This window comes from Pseudomonas sp. RGM2987 (assembly GCF_022952855.1).
Taxonomy (GTDB): domain Bacteria; phylum Pseudomonadota; class Gammaproteobacteria; order Pseudomonadales; family Pseudomonadaceae; genus Aquipseudomonas.
In genome coordinates, this window is sequence record NZ_JALJDX010000222.1 from 49380 (window position 1) to 76124 (window position 26745).

23 protein-coding genes are annotated in these 26745 nt (G+C 60.8%); 19 read left to right on the forward strand and 4 right to left on the reverse strand.

The annotated features are described in order from the left end of the window. Positions 1-60: 60 nt before the first annotated feature. Complete coding sequence (locus tag RGM2987_RS26510; RefSeq protein WP_245145820.1) at positions 61-564, reverse strand: hypothetical protein; 504 nt, start codon at positions 562-564, stop codon at positions 61-63. Positions 565-879: 315 nt separating this feature from the next. After that, entirely contained in the window at positions 880-1836 is a 957-nt protein-coding gene (locus RGM2987_RS26515; RefSeq protein ID WP_245145821.1) for a threonine dehydratase, read from the reverse strand. 94 nt (positions 1837-1930) lie between these two features. On the opposite strand from RGM2987_RS26515, the gene RGM2987_RS26520 reads away from it, so the two are divergent. Then, complete coding sequence (locus tag RGM2987_RS26520) at positions 1931-2728, forward strand: AraC family transcriptional regulator (protein WP_245145822.1); 798 nt, start codon at positions 1931-1933, stop codon at positions 2726-2728. 29 nt (positions 2729-2757) lie between these two features. Here RGM2987_RS26520 and RGM2987_RS26525 read toward each other — a convergent pair whose 3' ends face one another. Next, a complete protein-coding gene (locus RGM2987_RS26525; RefSeq protein WP_245145823.1) occupies positions 2758-3543 on the reverse strand; it encodes a GntR family transcriptional regulator in 786 nt (261 codons plus the stop codon). 250 nt (positions 3544-3793) lie between these two features. On the opposite strand from RGM2987_RS26525, the gene RGM2987_RS26530 reads away from it, so the two are divergent. From RGM2987_RS26530 to hisM, 5 genes are read left to right on the forward strand one after another with little or no spacing between them, the layout of a single operon-like run. After that, positions 3794-4807, forward strand: coding sequence for an SIS domain-containing protein (locus RGM2987_RS26530; RefSeq protein WP_245145824.1), 1014 nt, complete (start codon positions 3794-3796; stop codon positions 4805-4807). A gap of 2 nt (positions 4808-4809) precedes the next feature. Continuing rightward, entirely contained in the window at positions 4810-5664 is an 855-nt protein-coding gene (locus tag RGM2987_RS26535) for a PfkB family carbohydrate kinase (protein WP_245145825.1), read from the forward strand. A gap of 58 nt (positions 5665-5722) precedes the next feature. After that, entirely contained in the window at positions 5723-6493 is a 771-nt protein-coding gene (locus RGM2987_RS26540) for an ABC transporter substrate-binding protein (RefSeq protein WP_245145826.1), read from the forward strand. Between the two features lie 24 nt (positions 6494-6517). Next, entirely contained in the window at positions 6518-7207 is a 690-nt protein-coding gene (locus tag RGM2987_RS26545) for an ABC transporter permease subunit (protein WP_245145827.1), read from the forward strand. After that, complete coding sequence (hisM, locus tag RGM2987_RS26550) at positions 7204-7911, forward strand: histidine ABC transporter permease HisM (RefSeq protein ID WP_245145828.1); 708 nt, start codon at positions 7204-7206, stop codon at positions 7909-7911. The genes RGM2987_RS26545 and hisM overlap by 4 nt, the downstream gene beginning before the upstream one ends. 62 nt (positions 7912-7973) lie before the next feature. Here the strand turns inward: hisM and RGM2987_RS26555 are convergent, their stop codons facing one another. Beyond that, positions 7974-8570: a TetR/AcrR family transcriptional regulator gene (locus tag RGM2987_RS26555; protein WP_245145829.1), complete on the reverse strand. Its 597-nt coding sequence runs from the start codon at positions 8568-8570 to the stop codon at positions 7974-7976. Between the two features lie 393 nt (positions 8571-8963). Here RGM2987_RS26555 and RGM2987_RS26560 point away from each other — a divergent pair, with 393 nt between their 5' ends. The 13 genes from RGM2987_RS26560 (at position 8964) to RGM2987_RS26620 (ending at position 26700) form a co-directional block, all read left to right on the forward strand. Further along, the gene (locus RGM2987_RS26560; RefSeq protein ID WP_245145830.1) at positions 8964-9977 is read left to right on the forward strand and encodes an SDR family oxidoreductase; all 1014 of its coding nucleotides are present in this window, start codon (positions 8964-8966) and stop codon (positions 9975-9977) included. A gap of 81 nt (positions 9978-10058) precedes the next feature. After that, positions 10059-11579 carry a class I adenylate-forming enzyme family protein gene (locus tag RGM2987_RS26565; protein WP_245145831.1) on the forward strand — a complete coding sequence of 507 codons (1521 nt, stop codon included), beginning with the start codon at positions 10059-10061 and terminating at the stop codon, positions 11577-11579. Next, positions 11569-12180 carry an HAD-IB family hydrolase gene (locus RGM2987_RS26570; RefSeq protein ID WP_245145832.1) on the forward strand — a complete coding sequence of 204 codons (612 nt, stop codon included), beginning with the start codon at positions 11569-11571 and terminating at the stop codon, positions 12178-12180. Before RGM2987_RS26565 ends, RGM2987_RS26570 begins: the two co-directional genes overlap by 11 nt. 3 nt (positions 12181-12183) lie before the next feature. After that, entirely contained in the window at positions 12184-13947 is a 1764-nt protein-coding gene (locus RGM2987_RS26575; protein WP_245145833.1) for an FAD-dependent monooxygenase, read from the forward strand. A 135-nt stretch (positions 13948-14082) separates the two neighbouring features. Next, a complete protein-coding gene (locus RGM2987_RS26580; protein ID WP_245145834.1) occupies positions 14083-15153 on the forward strand; it encodes an acyl carrier protein in 1071 nt (356 codons plus the stop codon). A 79-nt stretch (positions 15154-15232) separates the two neighbouring features. Continuing rightward, positions 15233-18649 carry a beta-ketoacyl synthase N-terminal-like domain-containing protein gene (locus tag RGM2987_RS26585; protein WP_245145835.1) on the forward strand — a complete coding sequence of 1139 codons (3417 nt, stop codon included), beginning with the start codon at positions 15233-15235 and terminating at the stop codon, positions 18647-18649. A gap of 55 nt (positions 18650-18704) precedes the next feature. Next, positions 18705-19181 carry a polyketide cyclase gene (locus tag RGM2987_RS26590; RefSeq protein WP_245145836.1) on the forward strand — a complete coding sequence of 159 codons (477 nt, stop codon included), beginning with the start codon at positions 18705-18707 and terminating at the stop codon, positions 19179-19181. Positions 19182-19236: 55 nt separating this feature from the next. Further along, entirely contained in the window at positions 19237-19935 is a 699-nt protein-coding gene (locus RGM2987_RS26595) for an outer membrane beta-barrel protein (protein WP_245145837.1), read from the forward strand. Between the two features lie 176 nt (positions 19936-20111). Further along, the gene (locus tag RGM2987_RS26600; RefSeq protein WP_280640064.1) at positions 20112-21767 is read left to right on the forward strand and encodes a sensor domain-containing diguanylate cyclase; all 1656 of its coding nucleotides are present in this window, start codon (positions 20112-20114) and stop codon (positions 21765-21767) included. A 102-nt stretch (positions 21768-21869) separates the two neighbouring features. Continuing rightward, entirely contained in the window at positions 21870-22277 is a 408-nt protein-coding gene (locus tag RGM2987_RS26605; protein WP_245145838.1) for a DUF1810 domain-containing protein, read from the forward strand. 105 nt (positions 22278-22382) lie between these two features. Next, positions 22383-24089, forward strand: a complete 1707-nt coding sequence (locus RGM2987_RS26610) for a molecular chaperone HscC (RefSeq protein WP_245145839.1) — start codon at positions 22383-22385, stop codon at positions 24087-24089. Continuing rightward, positions 24086-25750 carry a J domain-containing protein gene (locus RGM2987_RS26615; protein ID WP_245145840.1) on the forward strand — a complete coding sequence of 555 codons (1665 nt, stop codon included), beginning with the start codon at positions 24086-24088 and terminating at the stop codon, positions 25748-25750. The genes RGM2987_RS26610 and RGM2987_RS26615 overlap by 4 nt, the downstream gene beginning before the upstream one ends. Further along, entirely contained in the window at positions 25747-26700 is a 954-nt protein-coding gene (locus tag RGM2987_RS26620) for a DUF3829 domain-containing protein (protein WP_245145841.1), read from the forward strand. The genes RGM2987_RS26615 and RGM2987_RS26620 overlap by 4 nt, the downstream gene beginning before the upstream one ends. Positions 26701-26745 lie beyond the last annotated feature (45 nt).

Sequence of the window (26745 nt, forward strand, 5' to 3'; positions counted from 1 at the left end):
TGGAGCGCCAGCCCGGTCAAGCGGGAGCAAGCTCCCTCGCCACAGTGGACTGCGTCAGTCTTAGCAGGTGCAGCACATCATCGGCATGCCGTTGCAGCTCATCATCATTGGCATGGCGCAGTCGTTCATCATTTTCATCATCAGGGCGCAGCAGTTTTTCATCATGTCCATGTTCATGCCGGCCATCGGCATGATTTTGCACATCATGCAATCGGCCATCATCGTGCATTCCATCACGCACTTCATCGATGGCATCGGCATGCCCATGGTGGGCATTGGCATCATCATGTTCGACATCGGCATCGCCATGCTCGCCTGGGACATGCACATCATGCTCATGTTGGCGCAGTGCATCATCATCGGCATGCCGCAGTTCATCATCATCTGCATCATTTCGGCGCTGTTCTTGAACATCGCCATGTCCATGCCGGCAGCGGGCATCATTTTGCACATCATGCCGTCATCCATCATTTCGCAGGACATGGTCGCCATCATCATCGGCATGCCCATCATCGGCATCATCGGCATGGTAGTGTTCATTGGCATCTGCATGGCGTTCATCATGGTGTTGCTCCCTGTAAGGATCGATAGTTGGACGAAGCTGATGGGGCGGATTCTAAGCATTGTCCTCAGTCCAACAAGATGGCGATCGAACAGCCAGAACGAACGCTGGAGCAGTCTTAACGACGTGATGAGCGCGGGCGTGTCTGCTTGTGCGAACATAACGACGTCTTTGCAGAAACCCAGGCAGCACCAGCTTCGATCCCTCGGCTTCAGCTATTCCATTGAGACCTATATAAATAACCGTAAGAAATAATCGGTCTAATTGGCTCATGCGAATCCGTTAAGCCACAACCGTGGGAGCAAAGCTTGCTCCCACTAACCGATCACTGCTGCATACACCGAACGATCAACATTGCCACCGGACAGAATCACCGCCACCCTTTTGCCCTGCATCGCTCTTCGCTCCTGCATCAGCGCCGCCAACGCCGCTGCGCCGGCGCCTTCTGCAAGGTTATGGGTGTCGGTGTAGTAAACCCGCATGGCCTCGGCAATCTCCTGCTCGCTGACCGCCACGATCCGCGCCGCGCCAGCCCCATAGATAGCGAAGGCCTCGGGAATCGGCCTGCGCACGGCCAGGCCATCGGCGAACGTATCCGCCGACGGGGTCTCGCACAGCGTACCCGCCTCGAACGATAGCTTGGCCGCCGCAGCCTCGGTGGACGCCACCCCCACCACCTGCGTCTTCAGGCCCAACGCATCGCGGGCGCCGATGACCGCGCAGATGCCTGAGCCACAACCGATCGGCACGTAGACCGTGTGCAGGTCCGGCACCGCATTGAACAGTTCCAGGGCGTAGGTCGCCACGCCCTTGACCAGCTCAGGGTGGAACGGCGGCACCAGGAACAGGCCGTGGACTTGTGCCAGGCGTGCGGCCTCTTCTCGGGCCTCGTCGAAATCACGCCCGTATTCGATCACTTCGCCGCCAAAGCCACGCATGGCATTGTTCTTCTCCAGCGAATTGCCTTTGGGCACGACGATCAGCGCTTTCAAACCCAGGGCGCTGGCGGCCAGCGCCAGGCTCTGGCCATGGTTGCCGCGGGTCGCGGTGACGATGCCCCTTGCCTGTGGGTGCTCGCGCCTGAGCCAGTGCATGAAGGTCACGCCGCCGCGGACTTTGAAGGCGCCGGTGGGCGTGTGGTTTTCGTGCTTGACCCATACCGCGCAGCCGAGCCGTTCAGCCAGCAACGGCCAGGCGTACTGGGCGGTGGCAGGCATGACTTGGTAGACGTGGCGGGCAGCCTCTTCGATAGCGTCGCGTGTCAGATTGTGCATGTTCAGCCTCCGGTTTTTGGCCCAGTCTAGGCATGGACACCGTAGGCCGGCTTTCAAAAAACTGACCTGACTTTCAGAGCGGCATTTCTCTACTATGTTGCCCATGAGCCATCGAAACCGCCAACAGCCACCACCAGCCGAACCGGTCCGCCGCATCGAGGCCGGGCCGTGGGCGATTGAATTGCTGCCCGGCAGCGCCTATGCCGCCCGGTACGTAGCGAGCCAGTCGGCAATCGGCTTTGCCTTCGACAGCCAGCGCGGCCTGCATGCCATCGGCAGCGACCGGGTGCACCCGTTCGAGGCCATGCCCAACGGCCTGGCGTTCGTTCCCATGGGCTGCGATGTGTTTTCCGAATCACCCCAGGGTGGCGAATACCTGCGCGTGGTTCGCACCGACGCAACGGCGCTGGCGGGAACCCAGCCCTTCAATAATCGGATCGACCGCCAGGCCATGGCCCTCGCACACCGGATGCGTGGCGCGCTGTTGCAGGCTTCAGTGGCGGACGATTGGGAAGCCTGGGCCATCGCCCTGGCTGAGCGGGTAGTCGGGACAACAGCAAGCCCTCATGCCGTACTCAGCGGCAGCCGGATGCGCCTGCTGGACGAGCTCATCGACACGGGTCTCAACGGCCCTCTCGGCGTATCGACCATGGCGCAACTGCTCGGATTGTCCGAAGGCTATTTCATGCGAGCCTTCAAGAACGCCACGGGAAAAAGCCCCCACAGCTACCTGATCGACCGCCGCCTCGCCAAGGCCCGGGCGCTGATGCGCGATTCAAACGCAGGATTGAGCGAGATCGCCCTCGCCTGCGGCTTCAACTCCCAGGCGCACATGACAACGGCCTTCAAGCAACGCCTGGGGATCAGTCCCGGAGCGTTGCGCAGTTCCTGACGACAAGGTTACAGCCGACGCAGGCCCGGTCATGCATGTACGCTATTGACCCGGCTGTCCGCCAGCTTGAACACCACGCGCTGCGGATGGTTGACCGAGACCAGGTATTCCACCGGTTGCCCCTGGCGGTCGAAGATCACGCCGCGATAGACCAGCGCGGCAGTGCCGGGCTCGACTTCGAGCAGGCGGGCCTCTTGGTCGTTCATCAAAGCAACGCTCAAGGTGCCTTCGTCGCCCTCGATCTCGATCTGGTAGCGAGACAGCAGTAAGGCGTACAACGAGGCGCCCTCGATCAGGTCCCCCGCCACCAGATCCGGCGCGCGGGCCGCAGGAATGTAGCTGGTCTCGATGCAAAACGGTTTTTGATCCACCGTGCGCAGGCGCCTGATGGTCAGCAACGGATCGCCTTCCTCGATCTTTAACCATTTGGCGACGCGCGCGCTGGCCTGGGTTTGCTCGAAGTAGAGCAATTTACTGCCAGGCCTGGCTCCTGCCTGCTCGACCACCTCGGCTATGCCTTTTCGCGCAACGGTATTGAGTGGCCGCTCCACGCCCGGAGCCGTCACGAATGTGCCGCGATTGCCACGGCGCTCCAGGACGCCACGATCGATCAGGGTTTGCAGGGCCTTTCGCAGCGTCATCCGGCTGATCCCCAAATGCTCGGCCAAATCACGCTCCGCCGGAATGCGTTCCGTTGGCCCGAACTCTGGGCGCTCCAGCATCTCCAGCAATGCCTGGACGGCATGCCAGGCCACCTGCTTGCGCTCGGGCGCCAGGAGCGACACGTCAGAGGACTTTGGAGGGGTAACTTTCATGGTCTACATCCTGGATTATTTTTTTCGGTGGTTCAGTGCGACGTCAGCCCAAACAAAACGTCGCAAACATGCGTACTGGGTGAGAGGCAGCATAACAGGCCGCGGGGTAAGCCCCGTGATCCGCCCGAGCGGCCCATTAGACCACGGCTAAAAAGCCTTGTATTGGTATTTTTCATGGTATAGCTTCTGGTCTAAACAGCGATCATGAAACGCAACATGAATCACCCTTATAAAGCCCCCAGGAGCTCACATGGCGATCCAGTTCAACCGGGAAGCATTCATCACTTCCCTGCAGCAATCGGTGCACATCGTCGACGACGCGCAGCAGTTTGGCCAAGAGTTGGCGACGCGGATCGACCGCATCTACTTCGTCAGTTGCGGCGCTCCCAATCGCATCATGCTCGGCCTGCAATACTGGCTTGAACGCTACAGCCAGACGCTGGAGGTGCGCCGCTATTTCCCGGCCGACTTCATGGATATCGATCCGCCGCGCCTGGATGAGCGAACCCTGGTGGTGCTGGCGTCCAAGTCCGGGACCACCCAGGAAACCATCGCCGCCGCGAATTTCCTGAAAGACAAACCGTGCTTGACCGTCGGGGTGACCCAAACCGCCGAGCTGCCCCTGGCCCAGGCCGTCCAACATTGCTTCCTGCTGGGCCGTACCGATGAGGCGTACTTCGGCTGCTTCATGATTCTCCAGGCACTGATCGGCGGGATCCTGGCCAGGCGCGAAGGCTGGCCGCTGCTCGACAAGCTCACGCGCTCGCTCAAGGCATTGCCCAAGGCCCTGGCGGATGCCGCGATCAACAACGACCAACGCGCCACCGAAGAGGCACGCCTCTACAAAGATGACCGCGTCATGTACTTCCTCGCCTCTGGCCCGATGTTCACCACCGCCTATGTATTCGGCGTTTGCGTAGTGATGGAAAGCCAATGGCTGCATTGCCTGCCGGTGGAGGCCGCCGAGTTCTTCCACGGCCCGTTCGAAGCCATCGACGCCACCACGCCGTTGCTCCTGCTGGTGGGTGAAGACCCCAGCCGGGCACAGATGGAGCGCGTCGTCAGCTTCTGCCAGCGCTACACCGAACGGGTCATGGTCTATGACGCCAAGGACTTCCCGATGGAGGGCATCGAGCCGGAGATCCGTGCGATGGTTGCTCCCTACATCGTAGGCATTGCCGTGGAACGCATCGCCGCTCATCTCGCGGTCTGGCACCAGCAGCCACTGACGACTCGCCGCTACATGTGGAAAACGGAGTACTGAACATGTCCAGCCTGATCGCGGTCGGGGACAACACCCTGGATGTGTACCTGGACCAGAACCTGGAATACCCGGGCGGAAATGCCTTCAACGTAGCGGTATTCGCGGCCCGGCTGGGCGCGCGCAGCGCCTACCTGGGCTGCGTTGGCGATGATCGTTACGGTCAGCGTCTGCTCGATTGCCTGCAACAGGAGACGGTCGATGCTTCGCGTTGCCGGGCACTGCCCGGCGCCAATGGCTGGGCCTGTGTCGACAGCGTCGAGGGCGAGCGGGTATTCCTGGGCAGCGATCCAGGAGTATGCCGCCAACTGCAACTCGACGCCGATGATCTGGCTTATGCCGCAACCTTCCCATTGGCGCATAGCAGCCTCTACAGCGGCCTCGAAAATCAACTGGCCCGGATTCGCCAGGCCAGTGGCCGGCTGTCCTTCGATTTCTCGGACAACTGGATGGAGTTCGACTGGCAGGCGCTGATCCAGCACGTCGACATTGCGTTTTTCTCGGCAGCCGATCTCTCGTCGGCGCAAGCCGTTGAACTGGCGAACTCAATGCGGGCAATGGGGCCGGCAGTCGTGGTGATCACCCGCGGTGCCCAAGGCGCCCTCGCGGTCGATGCCCAAGGCATCCACGACCAACCCGCACTGCCCTGCACCTTCGTCGACAGCATGGGCGCTGGCGACGGTTTTATCGCCGCGTTCCTGCTGGCATGGCAAGCAGGCCAGGGCCTGGCCGATTGCCTGGCACAAGGGGTCGGTTTCGCAGGCCGAGTGTGTGGCTGGGCCGGCGGCATTGGCCACGGTCAGAGCGTGAACGCCGAACGATCCCAGCAACTGAGACACGCCTTGAATATTCAAGGCTGATGCTTGCTGCCCGGGCTCTTCCGAGGCGGTTCCAACAACCTGACGTGGATACCTGTCGATGAACAAATGTCTGATCGGTTTGATGCTCCTGGCTTGCCCATTGATCACCTGGGGCGCGAGCGAAGAGCTGCGTTTCGGGGTCGATCCCACCTACCCGCCCTTCGAGTCCAAACGACCGGACGGTTCGCTGACCGGTTTCGACATCGAGCTGGGCGAAAGCCTGTGCAGTGAATTGAAACGGCGTTGCGTCTGGGTGGAGAACGCCTTCGACGGCATGGTCTCGGCCCTCAAGGGCAGGAAGTTCGATGGGATACTGTCCGCGCTCTCCATCACCGAAGCACGCAAGACCGAAATTGCCTTTTCCAACACGCTGTATGACACCCCCGCCCGCCTGGTGGCCGTGCAAGGCAGCGGCTTGCAACCGACGGCCGAAGCCCTGCGCGGCAAGCGTATTGGCGTGCAGCAAGGCAGTGTGTTCGAGGTCTACGCGAAGCGAATGTGGGGGGTGAAAGGTGTAGAGGTGGTGCCGTATCAAAGCAGTGACCTGACCTACTCCGACCTGATCAACGGGCGATTGGATGCTGCATTCGACGACGCCATCGCGGTCTCCGAAGGGCTGCTGAAAAAGCCGATGGGCAAGGGCTTCGGCTATGCCGGCGAGGTGGTCAGGTCCCCGGAGATCTTCGGCCCGGGCACCGGGATCGGCTTGCGCAAAAGCGACACCGAACTGGCCAGCGACATCAACCAGGCGCTCGAAAGGCTCCACCAGAACGGCACCTATGAGCGCATTGCCAAAAAATACTTCGACTTCGACATCTCGCCAAAATAAATCCCCCGCGCGGAGCCTGAAAGCATGTTTCTCGAAGGGTACGGCTATCTGATTTTCCAGGGCGCATGGCTGACCGTCCAGGTGGCCACGTGGGCCGCCTGCGTGGCCATCGTGCTCGGCCTGCTCGGTGCCTTGGCGAAGCTCTCGGCGCTGGCACCGCTACGGCTGATGGCGACGCTCTATACCACGCTGGTGCGCAGTGTGCCGGACCTGGTGCTGATGCTGCTCATCTACTACAGCGCGCAAATCGGGCTCAACCAGGTGGCGCAAGCGTTTGGCCGCGAATCGTTGCAGTTGAACCCTTACGGTACCGCTATCGGCACCCTGGGGTTTATCTACGGGGCCTACTGCGCCGAAACCTTTCGCGGGGCGTTCCAGGCGATTCCATTCGGTCAGCTCGAAGCGGCCCGGGCTTATGGCATGAGTCATTGGCAGGTACTGCGGCGCATCCGCCTGCCGCAAATGATGCGATTCGCGTTGCCGGGTATCGGCAACATCTGGCAGGTGCTGTTGAAAAGCGCCGGGCTGATTTCGCTGCTGGGTCTCAATGACATGGTCCAGGTCGCCAAACAGGCCGGCAACGCGACCTCGAGACAGATGTTTTTCTACCTGGTGATCGCCGCGATATTCCTTGCCTTCGCCATCCTTTCAAGCCTTGTGCTCAAACGCCTGGAGCGGCGCTACAGCCTGGAACCGCAGCGGAGAGCGTCATGATCGAGATACTGAAAGAGTTCGGGCCGAACTTCCTCTGGTCCGACGGTTATCGCTGGAGCGGACTGTGCGTCACGTTATGGCTGCTGGTGACGTCCGCGGTCATCGGATTATGCGCAGCGATACCCCTGGCGCTGATTCGCACTTACGGCGGTCGCTGGCTGGCACTGCCGGTCCAGCTCTATACCCTGGTGTTTCGTGGCACGCCGCTATTCGTGCAACTGCTGATCATCTACAGCGGCATGGCGAGCTTGAGCCTCATCAGGGAATCACCGAGCCTGTGGTGGTTCTTTCGTGACGGCATGCACTGCGTCATCCTGGCGCTCGCGTTGAACACCTGCGCCTACACCATCGAGATTCTCGCTGGCGTACTGCGCACCACCCCACGCGGGGAAATCGAAGCGGCATTGGCCCTGGGCATGACCCGCACCCAATTGTTCATGCTGGTGCTGATACCGAGCATGCTGCGTCGGGCACTCCCTGCCTACAGCAACGAAGTGATCTTCGTCTTGCACGCCACGGCCATCGCCTTCACCGCCACCGTTCCCGACATCCTCAAAATTGCAGCGGATGTGAACGCAGCCACTTTCAAGACCTTTCAGGCATACGGGATTGCCGCCCTGCTCTACATGGTGCTGGCCTGCATGCTGGTGGGCGTGTTCCGCCTGGCTGAACGTCGACTACTGGCTTATCAGCGAACTCGCTGATTTCGCGGGATTACGACTGAAGCCGCCCGAGGTTGAGACCTCGCGCATGGTGAGACGGAAAATTACAGAGGCTCCGCCGTCTGGATAAGGGAGTCCAGCACCAGTTTTATTTCAGTAGCAGGGTCTTTGTGTCCTTGCAGTATCAGGCCTTCCGACAACGCGGTGAAAGTTCGGGCAAGCGCGGCGTAAGCCAAGGGCGGTTTTTTCCCGGCATGATTGAAGATAATGGTGATCAACTTGCCCAAGGCTTCACTGTTTTCCTGGTGCAAGTCGTAGTAGTGCGCTGAAAACTCTTCGTCACGAAGCGCGATCAGCTGGAGCTCGGCGTCGAGAATTGCACAGTTGGTATTGTTCTTCAGCGTGTCGATATAAGCATTCAAGCCCTGAGCCAGTTGCTCCGACGAATAGCCGGCGTTCAAGGTAGCGCTCAAGCGGTCGATTTCGACGCGTTTGAACCGCTGAGTCAATTGCAGAAGCAGATCGGACTTGCTTTCGAAGTTGGAAAAAAAAGCGCCCTTGGAAAAACCTGCCTCTTCGGCAATGACATTTACGCTTGCAGCATGAAAGCCTTTTTTGATCATCAGATCGGTGGCCGTATCGAACAATTTATCTCTTGTTAGTTGCTGGCTCTCTTCTCGACCTAGTCTCTTTTTAATCACGCCCTCGGCTCCTTTGGCCAAATAAAAATACGCACTTGTAACTGCTTGCGACACATCGCCTAGTCACCGCACGGCATCGGCGTCGGACATCATATCTTATACTCGCCCCTGCCTAGCATTTACATTTTAGGTTTTGATATTTAAGAAGTGCCATGTAATGGCCATGTAGTTGGCGGCACAGCGGAAGATCGCAGGGACGCTACCCGGCGCACCGAGCCTCGATGCGTTGATTTCCGGGCCCTAGGTGCAGGATTGCGAAATACCACTTGATTTTCAGATACCGAATGGTTTCTACTTGCGCCGTTGGTGGAGCCCAACGCCTGGTCAGGGTCGCGAGTCAGAGATTCGCTGCCTGCTGCAATGACCAGTCACCTCACAGGGAGCTGGATTTTGATGGAACATGCCTTCGTCACGGGCGCTACTGGCCTGCTCGGAAATAATGTCGTTCACGCGCTGCTGAAACGAAACATCAAGGTGACAGCGCTGGTTCGATCCGTGGAAAAAGCCCGCAAGCAATTCGGTGATCTGCCCGTCGAGCTGGTCGAAGGCGACATGCTCGATGTCCAAGCCTTCAGCCATGCCCTGCACGGCTGTGACGCGCTGTTTCATACGGCAGCCTATTTCCGCGACAGCTACAAAGGCGGCAAGCACTGGCAGAAACTTTACGACACCAATGTCACCGGCACCGAGCGCCTGCTGCAGGCGGCCTACGACGCCGGAATCCGGCGTGCCGTTCATACCTCTTCCATTGCGGTCCTGAAGGGCAATCAAGATCAAGTGATCGACGAAACGATGTCCCGCAGTGAAGCGGAGGCTGACGATTATTACTTGAGCAAAATATTGTCCGAACAGAAGGTCCAGGCATTTCTGTCACACCATCCGGATATGTTCGTCGCCATGGTCTTGCCGGGCTGGATGTTTGGCCCCGGAGACATCGGCCCTACTTCATCAGGGCAGTTCCTGCTGGATTTTGTCGGACAAAAACTGCCAGGCGTGCTGCCGGGGAGCTTTTCCGTCGTCGATGCACGGGATGTCGCCGAGCATCAACTCGCGGCCCTCACTCGCGGCCGCTCCGGAGAGCGCTACCTGGCAGCGGGTCGCCACATGGACATGAAGAGCATTTTCCAGGCGCTGTCCAGCGTCAGCGGCGTAAAGGCACCGGAACGCAAAGTTCCCCTGCTGATGTTGCGGATCATTGCCTTGATCTATGAAGGTTACTACCGCATCACCAAGAAGCCAGTACTCATCAGTACGTCTACGGTCAAGCTCATGGAGCAGGAACAAGGCCGTACCCATTTCAGCCACAATAAAAGTTCACGGGAACTTGAATGCAAATTCCGCCCGGTAACTGAAACATTGACCGACACACTTAATTGGTATCGGAACAATAACTACATAGATGCTTAATTGAAACATTTCATATATAGCCTGCCTCTGTAGTACTTTTTTTGACTAGCCATACATCCAAGGATTGAGAGAGGTTGGTAAATGAAAGACCTTTTATATAAGGAAGGTTTTCTGCATCGCTTTGTCAGTTTTTCGGACTCTTTTCCCGATCAGATCGCTATTCGCCATCTGGACGCTGAGGAAGAGTCCGTTACTTACAGGGAGTTGCGAATCAAGGCTGAAGAATGCAACGGCGCCCTCGCGGCGCTGGATGTAGCACCGGGCGACAAGGTCGCGCTGGTGCTGCCCAACGGCCTGGCCTTCATCGCGTTTTACCTAGCAATTGTCGGGCGCGGCGCAGTTCCGGTCATCTTGAACTACAAGCTGACTCCGTTCGAGATGACCAACGTCGTGAGCATCGCCAGACCAATGGTGGTGGTGACGACCGAAGCGCTGATGGAGCAACACAGCGAGACATTCCAACCTGCCTACGGCGTCCGGCACGCCTTGCTGCTGGATGTCGACAGTGTGCGGCCGTCCTCCCTGCCCGCCCACGCGACATTCTGCTCGGAACTGGCGTTACAAGCCGTTCCTTTGCTGATGCCCGAAGGCAATCCGATCGTTTCGATGCAGTTCACCTATCGAGGCCTGGGCAAGCCCCTGGCGGTGTGTCATCGCTATCTGGACCTGACGCAATCGAGCGATGGGCTGCATGAGCATTTCCATCCGCAGGGCCTCGGCTCCGTCCATCTGGTGACCTTGCCGCTGTATGCCATCTTCGGGCTGTCGGTGATGATGGTGTTCCCGTTGAGCATCGGTGCCACCCTGCTGCTGACCAATACCTTGCTCAATCGCGATCTGGCAGAAGTTCTGTCGGAACATCAGGTGACTTTTGCCTGCCTGGTACCCGACGTTATCCGCTACTTCAATACCCGGTTGGCCAAACGCAAAGGCGAGCCGTTGCCGCTACACCCTCAACTGATGATTTATTCGGGCGGCAGCCATCTGCCGGCCGATGAAGCCGACAAACTGGGGAAACTGCTGGGCTGCAACCCTGTGCTGCAGGGCTACGGCTTGACTGAAAGCATGCCGGTGATTGTCCAGAGTTCGCTTGGCGAGGTGCACCGTGGCGCCATGGGCCAGCCGATCAGCGGCGTGCAGCTGCGGGTAATCGATGCCCACGGCCAGGACGTTGCGCGTGGGCGCATTGGCGAGCTGCTGATCCGCGGCCCGATGGTGATCGAAGGTTACAGTGACGCCGAAGAAGCCAATGAGCGGTTCTTCCGTGACGGCTGGTTTCACACCGGAGACCTGGTCTGGCGCGACGATGCCGGGCACGTGTTTTTCTACTGCCAACGCCTGCGCATTTCGAAGATCAAGGCGCAGATGGTCGACTTCACGGAGATCGAATCCGTCGCCCTGAAGCACCCCGACGTGGTCCGTGCCAAGGCCTATATCGTCCCCGACCACAAGGAAGTCAACGTACTGCACCTGTGCGTCGAAGCGCGCGGTGACCTGAGCCAAGGCGCTCTCGCCACCCTGCTCGCGCAATATCTGTCGGGTTTCAAGCTACCCAAGACGATCGAGATCATTTCTCTCAAGGAAGAGGCTTATGCAAGCTGACCACGCAAAACCGGTACTGGCCGTCTTCGATTTTGACGGCACATTGACTGACCGGCACACGTTCTGGCGCTACATGCGCTACATCGCCGGCACCCGCGCGTTCTGGCTCAGGATCATCCCCCTGCTGCCAAAAATGCTCAGCGTGATCGTAGGTATCACGCCGTTGATGCAAGCCCGGCTGGCCTTCATAGCCTGCTACCTGGGCGGCCTGTCGGTGGAGCAAGAACGCGAACACGCCAAATATTTCATCAGCGAACTGCTGCCGCTCTGGCTGCGGCCCGAGGCGCTGCGCCGGCTGAAATGGCATCAATCCATGGGACACATCACCGCGCTGGTCAGCAATTCACCGGAGAACTACCTGATCCCCTGGGGCCAGGCCGCCGGCTTCGACTACGTGTGCGGCACCCGCCTGGCCACGGCCAGGAACCGGCTGACCGGCGGGATATCCGGTACCAACTGCGTCGAAAGGGAGAAAGTCACCCGGCTCAAGGGCTGCCTGAGCAACCTCGATGACTTCTATATCTATGCCTACGGCGACTCATCGGGCGACGACGCCCTGCTCGGCATTGCCAACTCCCCCTTCTACAGAAACTGGTACTGACCGATGAACACTATGAGCACGCTGGCCCCCCAGCATTTCAAACGCCCTGCAAGCGCCCCGACCGTGATGATCGTAGGCGCCGGCCCGATTGGCCTGTCCCTGGCGATCATGCTGAAGAAATGGGGCGTGTCGTTTCGCATCATTGAAAAGAACGCCGGCCCTTCGACCGCGACCAAGGCCATGGCGATCCATTCGCGCACCCTGGAAATCTTTCGCGACCTGGGTGTGGCCGACCAGACCGTCAGCGATGGGTTCACCATCAATCAGTTTTCGGTGCAGTCCAACGGCAAGCGCGTGCTGAACTACAACTTCTCCCACTTGGATGCGACCTATCCGCTGCTCCTGAGCCTGCCTCAGCCGCAGACCGAAAAGATTCTGCTGGAACGCCTCACCGAGTTGGGCGCTGAAGTGGAATGGAACACCGAACTGGTCGATATCGAAAACCAGCCGGGTTCGGTGCGCATGACACTGCGCCACGGCGACGGCAGCGAGGAGAACTTCACCTCCCGCTGGGTCGCTGCCTGTGACGGCGCGCGCAGCAACATCAGAAAGCGCCTCGACATGACCTTCGAAGGCTCGTCCTACGACCGCTTCTTCATGCTCGCCGATGCCGATATCCAATGGTCCGGCAGCAAGGATGAAGGCGCATTCTTCCTTGGCGCGCAGGATGGCTATGTGGCCGTGGCGCCGATCAGCGATCAGTCCCGCTATCGTTTGTTCATCGAGATGCCTTACAACCTGCCACCGGAAGGTGAGCGGCCTTCCCTGAGCTTGGAGAATTTCCAGCGACTGTGCGAAGGACGCGGGCAGAAAATGACCCTGTCGAATATCTCCTCTACCACCGTCGCCTCTTTCCAGCACCGTCGCGTGCAGTCGATGCAGCAAGGCGCGGTGTTCCTGGTGGGGGATTCGGCGCATATCGGCAGCCCGATTGGCGGGCAGTGGATGAACCTCGGGGTTTCGGAGGCCTATAACCTGGCCTGGAAAATGGCCTATGTCGACCAGGGCCTGGCGGATCCGTCCCTGCTGGAAAGCTACAACGAAGAGCGCTACCCGGTGGCCCTCGAAGTCGAGAACACCGCACATCGGTTGACGGGGCTGATTACCGTCAGGCAGCGCGCCCTGGTCTGGCTGCGGGACAATATCCTGCCGTTGGTGAGCAGCCGCAAGAAAGTCCAGCGCAAACTGCCGTCGATGATTTCCGGCCACCAATACCACTACGGCAAAAGTGAGTACATCCAGGAATCACTGACGAAAAAGCAGCGCAAGAACTGGGACAAAAAAGGCAAGAAACCCGAGTTCCAATCGCCGGTACCCCGGGCCGGTCAACTGGCCCCCGATGTGGAACTGTGGCAGCTGCAAGGTTTGCCGTCAAAGCGCCTGATCGATTTGTTCCACGGCACGTTCACGCTGTTGATCTTCAGCGCAGCCGATCAGTTTTCTCCCTTGCTGCCAGGCTATTACGCGGTGGCCGAATCGGTGGAAAAAGACTACCCGGGCATCAAGGCGTATTGCGTGATCGATGCCCTGAGCAATGACGGCCTGCCGGGCTGGCATTCGACGCTGCTGGACCCTGACTGGCGCCTGCATAAGCGTTATCACGCGCAACAAGGCACGCTGATGCTGATCCGTCCCGATGGCTATATCGCCTTCCAGGGCGCTGATGCCATGACGCTCGTCACCTATCTGAACGTCAGGTCCGGCCTGCTCAAAGGTGCAACCAGAACAACGCCTGCCGAGATCGACGCAGTGGAACTCCAACTCTAAGTCTCTTTTTGGCAACTGCCAGTTAATGAACTGATACGAACAAGGCCCGGCCCTGGGCCATGACTTTTGATTTTTCCCGTCTTTTGATTTTTCCCGTCTATGGAAACGTCACCCGACTTTGGTTAGGAGAACCTCATGCGCTTGCAACTCAACGATGTCGTGCAGGAATTCATCGTGTCCAATGGAAAAATAGCCCATAGCTACTTTTCCCTCTCGGAGAAAATCATCGACTCATTGTGCGAATCCAATATCGCCAAGGAATCGATCCTGATGCGTCTGCTGGAGCAGGCCGAATCCGTCACTGCGCACTATTTCAACGCCCATCAACAGGTGCTCGAAGGCGTCTACGCCCATAGCGTCGAAACCCCGGTCAGTCGAGGGGTTGCGGTGCTCGACCCGGTGCACGCGCAGGCGCCGGCATTGGTTCCGACGCCGGTCATCGAACAGACACCGGCACTTGATCATGCCCGTTGGCTGCGCGCCGAGATCAGTTCGGTCACCGGCTTCAAACCGCAGCAGATCGATTTCGACCAGAGCTTCGAAAGCCTGGGGATCGACTCCCTCGGGTTGGTGGACCTGTTCGAATCCCTCGGCCAGCAGTTCCCGGAAAAGAAAGCCCTGAGCGCCGAGCTGTTCGATGTGCCTACGCCCACGGCGCTGTTGGCCCGGCTCGAAGCAGATCCCCTGGCACCCGCGGTAGACGTTCAAGCCTGGGTACTGGAGCAATTGGCGACCATCACCGGGTTTACCGCCGAGCAAATCGACCCGATTCAAAGCTATGAAAGCCTTGGCCTGGATTCCCTGGTGCAGTTGGACTTCCTGGAGTCGGTCGTCGCCCTATGGCCGCCGCTCAAGGCCAGCGGCACCGAGCTGGCAAATGCCAAATGCCCCCAGGCGACCATCGACCTGATCAATTGTGCCCTGGCCAACCGCGAGGTCCCCGGTGAGGAGCAATCGGACGCCGCGCCGCACGCCCGGAAACCGGACAGCCACCGGTTGATCGACGCTCTCTCGCCTCTGGTCCCGGACGCAGCGTCAATCGACATCCAACTGCCTTTTGCACAGCTGGGGCTCAACGGGTTCGCCCGGGAGACGCTCTGCCAGTCCATGGCGCAGCAGTGCGCTACCAGCGAATTTGCCGGTGAAGCGCTGATGTCCCGACGCACGCCGCAGGATGCCATGTCTCTTCTGGAAAGGCTGAGCTGAGCCCTGCGATGGCAAACAAAGGAATGGAATCCGGGCGCTCGGGCAGAGCACCCGGCATTTGGCGATCAGGAGAAAAGGTATGAGTGGCGCAGTCACAACAGCGGGCGATTTCTGCTTCAGCGCGATGGCGGGCGAGTTTCCAGGAGCACCGTCAACGGACGCACTTTGGCAACTGCTGTCCCAGGGACAGTTGGCGCCGGTGGAATCGATGCCGGCTCGCTGGGAACTGGACAAGGCATCGATCTATTCAGCCAAGGCCGGCGAAAAGGATCGCGTGTACCTGGACAGCGCGTTTTGCCTGGCCGATGCCCCATCGACACCCTCACGCCATGAAGGGCGGCAGGTCGCGATTGGCAAGAAAGTGCTGCAAACGCTGCTTGCCCAGCTCGCCGCCCAGGGCGCTGCGCCGACCACCGGGCGCACCGCGCTGGTGGTGGCGACGTCCTGGAGTGACGAAAGCTATTTCGCCACCGGCGTGAAGGGACACAACGATGCACTGCGCGGCTATACGCCGGGCGAACAAGTGACTGAACTGGCAGCGGCGTTCGCCTTGGGCGGTCCGGCGTTGTCGGTGGATACGGCCTGCAGCTCGTTCCCCTACGCCATCGATATGGCCCGGGCCCTGGTCAACAGCGGCCAGGCGGATAATGCGATTGTCATGGCACTGAACACCGTGCTGCCCCCCGCGCTGTTCCTGGGCTTTTCACAGCTGACGGCTTTTTCCGCCCGGGCCCGGATGGAAGCCTTCGGCCAGGACGCCGATGGCATCGTACCCGGCGAATGTGCGGTGGCGTTTCTGGTCGAGCCGGTGTCCCAGGCGCTGAGCGCCCAGCGCCAGCCGTTGGGTATCGTGCGGGCGCTAGGGCTGTCCGCCGACGGCGCCGAAGGCTCGGTGTTTGCCCCAGGCAAACAGGCGCAATACTCGGCCTACCAACGTGCCTACGCCGACCTGGACCCAAGTGCTGTGGACTACATCGAGACCCACGGCACCGGCACGCCCTTGGGCGACGCGACCGAGCTGGCCTCGCTCGACAGCTTCTTCGGCCCCCACCGTACCGACGGCAGCAAAATCACCATCGGTTCGATCAAGTCGGTGATTGGCCACCCATTGGCCGCCGCTGGAGGCGCATCGCTGGCCAAGGCCCTGATGATCCTGCGGCATAAAGGCATTCCACCCCAGCCCGGCTACCGCCCCAGCGCGAAAGTCGACGCGACCTGCCTGAAGCTCGCCACCGAACAGGTACAACCCCTGGCGGATCGTCAGGCAGCGCTGCGGATCGGCATTTCCAGTTTCGGCTTCGGCGGCGCCAATGCGCATCTGGTGGTGGACGAGTATCTTGCCGACAACCACTGCGCCGCGCCGCGGGTCGCCCCCGGTGTGCTGATGCTGGACCTGGCCGTCGTCGAGGCTGAAGCCGCGTTCGGCGGGCATAAGGGTTTGCAGGCGTTCGCGCAACAGCTCGATCAACCGCCAGAAGCGCCGGTGATTTTCCCTTACGGGCGTTTCGTCGATTACACCGTTGCCGCGACCCAACCCTTGCTGGGGAAATTCCTGGCGCAGGACCAGCTCATCGACATCGACGGTTATGGCATGGGGCCCAAGCCGTTGGCCCATGTCGATCCGTTCAAGCTGTTGATCACCGACCGGGTCAATCATCTGCTGCGACGCCTGCCGGACGTGGCGGGCTCGGCCGGCACGGCGATGGTCATGTGCTGCAACATGGGCGGTGAACGTTTCAGCAATGCGTACAGCAGCGCCCACAATTTCTACTCCCGAGGCCAAGGCGTAGCGCCCGGTGTAGAAGTGACCGACGTGGCAACGATGCTGCCAAATATGCTGTCGGGCTACCCGGCACAGATCTTTGACTTCAAGGGCTTTCACCAGACCCTGGTGGGCACCGCCGGGCTGTTCTGGCAGACGCTGCTGGCTTCGCAGCAATGGTTCAAGGAAGGCATCACCACGCTGTTGCTCGGTGCCGGGCGCTTTATCAGCGCTGAAATCGAGGTCGAACGCGCACGTCGCTCGCCCACCGTGCAAGGGGAAGGTCTCGGGCTGCTGGCCCTGCGTCCTTATCAGGCGGCCGGCAACGAAAAACCGCTGCTGGTGATCCGCGCGGCGGTGCTCGCCCATGCCGCTGACTCACTGGAGCAGGCCTGCCAACGGCTGGGCAAAGAGCGCAAGCAGTACTCGAGCGTTGAAGTCTGTGAGCTCAAACCCCATGGGGCGCCTGCCAGCGGATCGCTGCAAGACCGGACCGGGTTCCTGGCGGAAGCCACTGGCATCGAGACCCTGCTGGCGGTGCTGCTCAAAGGCGCCACTCACAGCGTGATCGAGGTGCGCGAAGCCGGTAAGGTCGTGATGTGGTTGTTCACCGAAAAGCTGCGTCAATGGACGCCGGCGGCAAACGACGCCACCACGCCCATCAAGCATCCCTTCATGTTGCGTTTCGCCCACGGCGCGTCCCATGAGCTGCAACCGGTGACGGCGCCGACACGACCTGTCAGCCCTGCCCCCGAGCCGCGCCATGACGGCGTCGACGTGCTGCAACTCAGCGACATGCTGACCAGTACGGTGCTGTCCGGGCTGCGCGTTCGGGTTCGTGCCATGGAGAGCCTCTTTGCCCTGCATCGTGGCACCCAGGACCAACGGCCGACGCCGTGGCCGCGCCGTGAGCAAAATAAAGTGATCACCAACGTCCAGCGCAGCGCCAGGTCGTTGCAGGCGCAGTTGCTGGTGGACGAAGCGCATCCGTATTTCTTCGATCACCCCTTGGATCACATCCCGGGCATCCTGTTGCTTGAAGGCGTGCTGCAATTGATCGAACTGGCCATGCCGCCCCTCAGTGGCCGGGTTGCCTATGTCCAGACCCTGAACATCAAGTTCCAGCAGTACGTTCAGAAAGAAGGCGTGATCGATTTACACCTGGAACAGGGCAGCGACCCTCAGCTGTTCAACGCAAAGGTCACGCAGGGCGGCAAGCTGATGTGCACCTGCGTGCTCGGCATGGCCTACAGCTCGGCGTTCGAGACCTCCCCGGCCGTCGATTTCACCGCCACTCGCTGCCGCAACAAGGCCCTGCTGCATAAGCACCGGGAGGAAAACGTCATCGTCAGCGACATGAGCAGCGCCGTCCAGGGCCTGAGCGTGGACACGGTAAAACTTCCGGAGGGGCACTTCTTCCGCGATGGCGATCCCGAACATTGTTCGATGGTGTATTTCCTTGAAGTTGCCCGCCAGTGCTACATGCAGATTGCCCACAGCCATTTGCGGATTCCACTGAATACGCCGATGAATCTGCTGGCCCTGAGTTTCACCCTGGAACGGCCGATTCCCCGCAACAGCCCATTGTCGTTGGCCCCGCAGGCCGGTTTTGAAGGGCAGCTCCAGTCATTCAAAACCAATCGCATCTATATCGACCTGTTCAACCGGGGCGAAAAAATCGGTCAAGCCACCATTACTGCCCAGGTGCTGAGCCAGTCAGCACCCGCTGCCTGAGGCGCGGATTGAACCCGCCTTCAGCATGACCGTGCCCCCCAACCAAGGTGTCGCCATGAACGATGTAAAAGTGCAAGTCATAGTCAAATCGCCGCCTTCCGAAATCTGGAAGATCTGGAGCAATTTTGTCGAAGCGCCGCTGTGGGATACCGACGTGCGCCACTGCGAACTCAATGGCCCATTCATCGCCGGGACCCGGGGCAAGTGCGTCCTGGAGAATGGCCTGACCATGCCGCTGAAACTGGAGGCGGTAAGCCTGCATGAGAGCTATCGCAACAGCGCCAGGCTGCTTTGGATGAGCCTTGAGTTCGACCACCAGATGCGCAGGCTCTCCCCCCATGAAACCCAGGTCATCCATAGCGCGAAGATTTCCGGGCCCCTGAGCTTTTTGTACCGCGGGCTGATGCGCAAGGCGCTGAGCGTAGCGATGACCCGGGCCCTGGACAACCTGTGCAGCCTGGCCGAGCAGCGGACCAACGCCCTGAGCGCGACGAAGTTCGAGAAGAACCGGTCGCCCCTGCATCTGGCGTGAACACACCGAACAACCTTCGTTTACTTATCGATAACCGCCTTACTCTGGACCCAGCATGAACCTACAGAAAAACACCCAGTACCTCATGATGTGCATCATCGGCATGGGTGTCATCGCACCAGCGACCAGCTTCGCCGACACACTCGGCCCCTATGTCAGCGCCATGGGCGGCTTGAACTGGGTGGAAAAGCAGGACCTGACCCAGAACGACCTCGACTTCGTCGAAATGCAGTACAACCAGCCGTTGCACTCCGGCTACGCCACTGGGCTTGCCGTGGGTTGGGGCTTCCCGGTCGGGCTACGGCCGGAACTGGAACTCAACTACCGTCGCAACACCCTGGACCAATTCAATCACCGGGTCTACGAAGGCGGCGGCAGTATCGAGGGCAAGGGTGAAGAAGAAGCGAGCAGCGTCATGGCCAACCTCTGGTACGACGTCAAGAACCTGCCTGCCCCCTTCAGCCGGTTCACCCCGTACATCGGCGGCGGCCTGGGCTACGCGGTCCTGACCATCAGCGGCCTGGAGGCTGGCGGCGTCCAGTTCGGCGGCACCCACCGTGACACCGTCGGCGCCTATCAACTCGGCGCGGGGGTCGGCTATGAGCTTACCGAGCACTGGTCCATGTCCGTTGATTATCGGTACTTCAAGACTCGCGAAGCGCACTTCGGCAACATCCAGGGCCTGCCCGAGGGCGACGTGAGCACCGAATACAACGCTCAGTCGTTGATGCTTGGCCTGCGTTACTGGTTGTAAGCAGTCGGACGGATCGGCGCCTTCTGCGAGGCGCCGATCCTGGCCTATCTGGTCCTTGGATGCGGTCGATTGATTTCGCTCAGGGCCGCAGTACCGTAGCCGCAAAAAATTTGAGAGGATAAGCAAAAACAAGCCAGGGAACTCAGGCTTCTGGATAACACCCCTGGGGCAACACTATGTACTCCTTTCTCTTTCAAAGCCTGCGGGCACGCTTCGCCATCGTCGTGGCATTGGTCGTGCTCCTCCTCAGTTGTGTCTTTGGCGCCGTGATCGGCGAATCGTCCATCTCCAGGCTCAAGGAGCAGACAGGTCGTCAGTTGAGCGAATACGCCTATTCGATGGTCGATCGCCTTGACCGCGACATGAGTAACCGTGCCAAAGCACTCACCGTCCTTAGCAAGCTGAAGGCTTTGCAAGGTGCGGCCGATGCCGATCAGGCTCGGGCGCTGCTCAATCACCTCAGCGAGCAGTTTCCCAGTTACTCCTGGATCGGCCTGACCGATGCCCACGGCAAGGTGCTCGCTTCGACCGGTGGCCTGTTGCATGGCGCGGACATCTCCCAACGTCCGGTTTTCAGCAACGCCCGTGAGCAAACCTTCATCGGCGACGTGCACGAGGCGGTGATGCTCGCCAAGCTGCTGCCCAACCCGTCCGGTGAGGCGATGAAATTCGTCGACATCAGCATGCCGATCAAGAGCGACGCCGGCCAACTGACCGGTGTACTCGCGGCGCACCTCTCCTGGGAATGGGCCGCCGAGGTTGGACGCTCGTTGTTCGAGCCTCTGCAAAAACGCCTGCCTGGCCTTGAGTTCCTGGTAATTAGCAAAGACGGCACCGTGCTGCTGGGCCCCAAGGACATGATCGGCAAACCCGTTGGGGTCAGCCTGCATGCCGGCGGTGGACAGAGCTGGTCGGTGGATCGCTGGCAGGACGGCAATCTTTATCTGGCCGGTACGGCACAGAGCGTCGGCGTCGACGGATATCCGGGACTGGGCTGGACCGTGGTCACGCGTCAGCCGGCCGAGGTCGCCTTCGCCCAAGCCCATGCACTGCGCAACGAGATACTCATGTGGGGCGGCATTCTGTCCATCGTGTTCGCGGTCATCGGCTGGATTGTCGCCGGCATTCTCACGGGTCCCGTGAACACCATCGCCGACGCGGCTGCACGCCTTTCCGAGGGCGCCGATGTGCGCATCCCACTGCTCAAAGGCGCCCGGGAAGTCGAAACACTCAGCGTCGCGATCCGTCACCTGGTGGACAGCCTAACCCGCAAAGGCGGTCAGTTGGCCCTAGTCGAGGGCATCGCGTACCGTGACGTCGTCACCGGCCTGCCCAACCGGGCGGCGCTGGACAAATACATCGAGGCGCTGGGCAGCGAGGCTCAAGACTTACCTGAATTCGGCGTCTTGTGCCTGGACCTCGACGGTTTCAAGCCGGTCAACGATCGCTTCGGCCACGCCGTGGGCGATGACCTGCTGCGTGAAGTCGGCATCCGGCTCCTGGCCGCAGTGCGCGAGGGCGACATTGCCGTACGTCACGGGGGCGATGAGTTCGTGCTTCTGCTGCGCCTGCGGGCAGGCGAATCCTTGAGCAACCTGCAGAGCGCCGCCCAACGCATCATCGCCAAACTGGCAGAGCCGGTGGTACTGGCGGGAGAGCCGATCAAGATCGGCTGCAGCATCGGCGCAACGTTGTGGGCCGGTGGCGACTTTACTGCCGCGCTGGCCCAGGCCGATGCAGCGCTCTATCGGGCCAAGCGTGCCGGCAAGTCCAGGGCGATGTTTCATGAGCCCTCGGGGTCCAAAACGCCAGGTATCGAAGCCGAGGCCTGAGGACCGTAGGGCATTGCTGACAAAATGAGCAAAGGTCGATGCCGGGTTGTCACAACCCGGGATGCGCTTGTATTTTCAGCCTCGCAGTTGCATGGAGCCCCCATGACCGAATCACTGGAACGCTTCGTCCAAGCCCAGGCATCGAGCTACGAACAGGCGATACGGGAGCTTGAGCGTGGACGCAAAGAGAGCCACTGGATCTGGTTTGTGTTTCCCCAGCTACGTGGCCTGGGGGTCAGCGCAAACGCCACATACTATGGCTTGCGGGATCTCCAGGAGGCGCGTGATTATCTGCAGCATCCAATTCTGGGGCCACGCCTGGAACGGGCAACCCATGCCGTTCTGGATTCGAACATCCCGCTGGAGCAACTGCTGGGGGGCCTCGACGCGCTGAAGTTTGCGTCCTGCATGACCCTGTTTTCGGTGGCTGCCGCTGACGGTTCGCTGTTCGCCCGAGCGCTGGAATCCAAGGTCAGCGTGGACACCCGGACCCTGGAGATGCTTGGCTGATTCGCCGGGCAAAGATTTTCACAAATTCGCCGATACAGGCCTGATAAGCTGCCCGGCTAGCAGGTAGAGCCAAGCAAAAAGTAACGATAGGGAGATTCAACGGACATGATTGTCGGCATTGACCTGGGTACCACCCATAGCCTGATCGCGGTTTGGCGCGCCGGCGCGGCACAGTTGGTACCCAATGCGCTGGGCGAGTGGCTGACCCCCAGCGTGGTGGGCCTGGACGACGAAGGCCGGGTCATGGTCGGTCGCGCGGCCCTGGAGCGGTTACAGACGCATCCGCAGCTGACCGCCTCGCTGTTCAAGCGATACATGGGCAGCTCGCGCGTCACCACCCTTGGCAATCGTGAGTTTCGTGCCGAAGAGCTCTCGGCGATGGTGCTGCGCAGCTTGCGCGAGGACGCCGAACGGCATTTCGGCGAACCAGTGGAAGAAGCAGTGATCAGCGTCCCGGCCTATTTCAGCGATGCCCAGCGCAAGGCCACGCGGATTGCCGGTGAACTGGCGGGGTTCAAGGTCGAGCGACTGATCAACGAACCCACCGCGGCCGCCCTCGCCTATGGCTTGCATCAGCGTGACAACGCCAGCACCTTCCTGGTATTCGACCTTGGCGGCGGGACCTTCGATGTGTCCATCCTGGAACTGTTCGAGGGCGTAATGGAAGTGCGTGCCAGTGCCGGCGACAACTACCTGGGCGGGGAGGATTTCGACACGTTGCTGCTCCAGGATTTCGTCGCCGCTCAGGCCGCCAGCAGCGAAGGCCCGCTGGCCCTGGGCGACGCGCAGCTTTATGGGCGACTGCGGCGTGAGGCCGAGCGTGTGCGTAAAACCCTGGGCCATGACTCCAGCGCGACCTTCTCGGTACGCCAGGGCGAGCGTGAATGGCATCGGCAATACACCCAGGCGGCGCTGACCGAGCTTTATGCCCCCCTGTTTGCCCGGCTTCGAGCCCCCATCGAGACCGCCTTGCGCGATGCCCGGATCCGCGCCAGCGAACTGGACGAAGTGCTGCTGGTGGGCGGCACCACCCGCATGCCGCTGGTGCGCAAGCTGGCGGCCAGTCTGTTTGGACGCTTTCCTTCGATCCAGCTCAACCCCGACGAAGCCGTGGCACTGGGCGCAGCGGTGCAAGCGGGCTTGAAGAGCCGTGACGCGGCGCTCGAAGAAGTGGTCATGACTGACGTCTGTCCCTATTCCATGGGCATCGAGATCGCCGTCGAATACGGCGGTGCGCTCGAAAACGGCCACTACCTGCCAATCATCGAACGCAACTGCGTGGTGCCGGTGAGCAAGGTCAAGCGCGTGTACACCCTCAAGGACCAGCAAAAGGTCGTGCTGCTGAAGGTCTACCAGGGTGAAAGCCGGCGGATCAACGAAAACATTCTCCTGGGCGAACTGGAGATTGCCGTGCCGCCGATGCCCGCCGGGGAAGTCAGTATCGACGTGCGTTTCACCTACGACACCAACGGTCTGCTGGAAGCCGATGCGCAGATCGTCCAGACCGGGGAACGGCGCAACCTGGTGATCGCCAACAATGCCGGCGTGCTGGACAGCGAGGAGATTGGGCAGCGTCTCAAGGCCCTGCAAGCGTTGAAGATCCATCCCCGGGACGAGCAACCCAACACCTTGCTGATCGCCCGGCTGGAGCGCCTGTACCAGGAAAGCCGCGGCGACCTGCGCCAGCAGCTCGATGAGATGGCCACCCGCTTCGCCCGGATGCTCGAGACACAGGAGCTGCATGACATCCGCGAGTTGCGCATGCACATCAGCGCTCAACTCGACGGGCTGGAAGAAGGTGTCTGGCGATGAGCTGCTGGGAGGTCCTGGGCCTGCCGGCGGACGCCGACAAACGCAGCATCAAGCGCCAGTATGCGAACCTGCTCAAACAGCATCGACCGGACGAAGACCCCGAGGGTTTCCAGCGCCTGCGCGAAGCCTATGAGCAGGCCCTGGCATGGGCCGATTGGCAACAGGAGGTGGTGGTCGAGGCTGACGGACCGATTCCCGTCGACTGGCTTGAAACGCAGCCCGCGGCCCCGCACCCAGAACCCAGGCCAGCAGAACCGCAGGGCCCGTCGCCGAGCCAACGCCTGGCCATGCAATGCCTGGAGGGGATCAGCGCTGCCAACCTCGCCGAGCGCGTAGCGCAAGCGCGCCTCTACGGATACGAGCAGGACTTCGAGCACGGCCTGCTCAGACACTGCCTGGCGCAGGAAGATGCCTACGCACTGGCGCAAGCAGCTATCAGCCAGTTGCATTGGTTGACGCCGTGGCAGCGAGAGGACCTGCCCGTCGGCGCCACCGAGCAATTGCGCAACCAGCTCATGGAGCTGGCGTGGTCGCGCCTGACCGAAGCCTGGCACGACAGCCAACGCTTTCTCGACCTGGCCCGACAGCTCGGTGCCAGCCCCTGGCTGCAGACACTCGATGCCCGGCAGTGGCTGAACCAATGCCTGGCCATGGCCTTGCTACAGACACCGCGTTGGTCAGAGGAGTTGTTCGACGCGATCTGCGCGCAACAGGGTTGGAAGCAGACCGGCCATCACAGCCCCTGCCCCGAACCCTGGTGGAGTCAATTGCTCGCCCGCAGCCATTGCGCAACATTCCTTGAGCAGCAGGCGCGCCTCGCAACCACCACCGACGGCAGCGACTCCAAGGCCGCCCGAATGCTATTTGGCGGGCTCGACGAAGACGCCCGGGTGCGCTTGAGCATGACCTTCAGCGCCGAGGACTGGGCAGCTTGCGAGGCGTTGTACCGCACGGTTGAGATCCGCCACCCACATCTGCTTGAAGAACTTCCTGAGCTGGCCCCGGACAACTGGCGCCCGCTGCGCCGACAGACGCCGATCATGGCCGTGCCGCTGGCGATCCTGGGCACTTCGGCCTGCATGAGCTGGTTCTTCGAATATCGACTCGGTGGCTCGTTCTTCAGCAGCGTGCTCGACATGCTCATGCGGGCGTTGCTCCTGGGTGTGGTCGCCTGGGGGCTCAACGCCTTCTGCAAGGTGTTGAGTCGCGGTGCCTGGCGCCTCGACCAGTCGCTCCACGCTCGCTTCGGTCAATGGCTGAGTTTGCGCCGGCCCGCGCCATTGCCGATCCGCGAGAGTCTCTGGGTCGGGTTGCTCGGTGGGCTCATCTACCTGGCGGGAGGTATTCTCGCCGCAGGGACGTACTTTGGCATCCTCGGTGCCCTGGCAGTCCTGAGCCGGCGAAGGACCTCCAGACGCGGCCCGTCTGTGTTCGCCCGGCTCTATGAGCACGTCCCTGGCGACGTGCTCATCGGCCTGTTCCTGGGCATGCTCGTGCCCCTTGTTCTATTGGGTAATGCCCTGGCCAACAACGGCGCCCTTGCCGTAAACCAGGGCCTCCAGGCCTGGCCGCAGCGAACCTGCGTCGCCCGCCAGTCGACGCCCCCGCCCTGCCCTTCGGAACTGTCCACGATCCAGTGGCATAGCACGAGCCAACCATGATCAGCACCCGAGCCTTTTTCACCGCCGTTGTCGTCCTGCTGACGATGAGCTGGATGGTCCTGCGCTTGTCCGCCCCCGACACCGATCCGGATACGCTTTCACGCTGGACCGCGGTCCAGGACATCAACACGTGCCTGATCGATGGCGCCGAGCTGCTGGACGAGCGTTATGTCAGTTATCGCACCCTGGTTTCCCAACCCAGGGAAAAATGGCCATTTGGCTGGATCTTCCCCGGCTTCGGCATGGGCTCGGGCGATCTCATCCGAGCGCAGAACGCCCAACCTTCGCCCTGTAAACCCTGGCTCAGCCATCCTGATCCTGGCCTCAGTGCCCTGGCCAGGAACTACGTCCAGGCCTATAACCACCTGCGCCCGGACTCGCTGGCTGTCGAACGGTGGATGGCAGAACGGCCGGTCGATCGAGATGAGCGGGGCCTGGAGCCACTCGACCGGACCTTTACCGCGCATCTGCAGGACGTCCGCGCCCAGGCAATACCGTTGCGTCAGGCACTGGAACAGCCGCAACTGCAGGTTCGGGGAGAGCAACTGGCGGCCATCGAAAAGCGTTTGGGGCGCGATCAGCATTGGTACACGCTGCGCTTCATGATCGATGCCCGCGAGACCATCAATGCCCTGGATGCCATGACCGCAGGCACACCTTTGACCCAAAAACAGTTGCTCGCCATGCAACAAACCCTGGCGGCCACCTGGACGGACGCCGACTCCGCCATACAGGCGCTACCCCGCCTACGCTCCGCCAACGGCGGCCCGCCCGTATGGAGCAAAATCAGCCTTGCTGCCAAGGAATGGATCGCCACCCTGGAACGCTTGCAGCGACACTGGGCGGCAAGAGCCGATGCCGCGCAACTGAACCAGGACCTTGCGGCTGCACAGGCTGGGTACGATGAGTTGCGCAGGCGCTATAACGCTGCGGTGCAGGGGCAGTATTGATCAGCCGGATTTACCATTTGGATGAACATTCCGGCTCCTTCCATG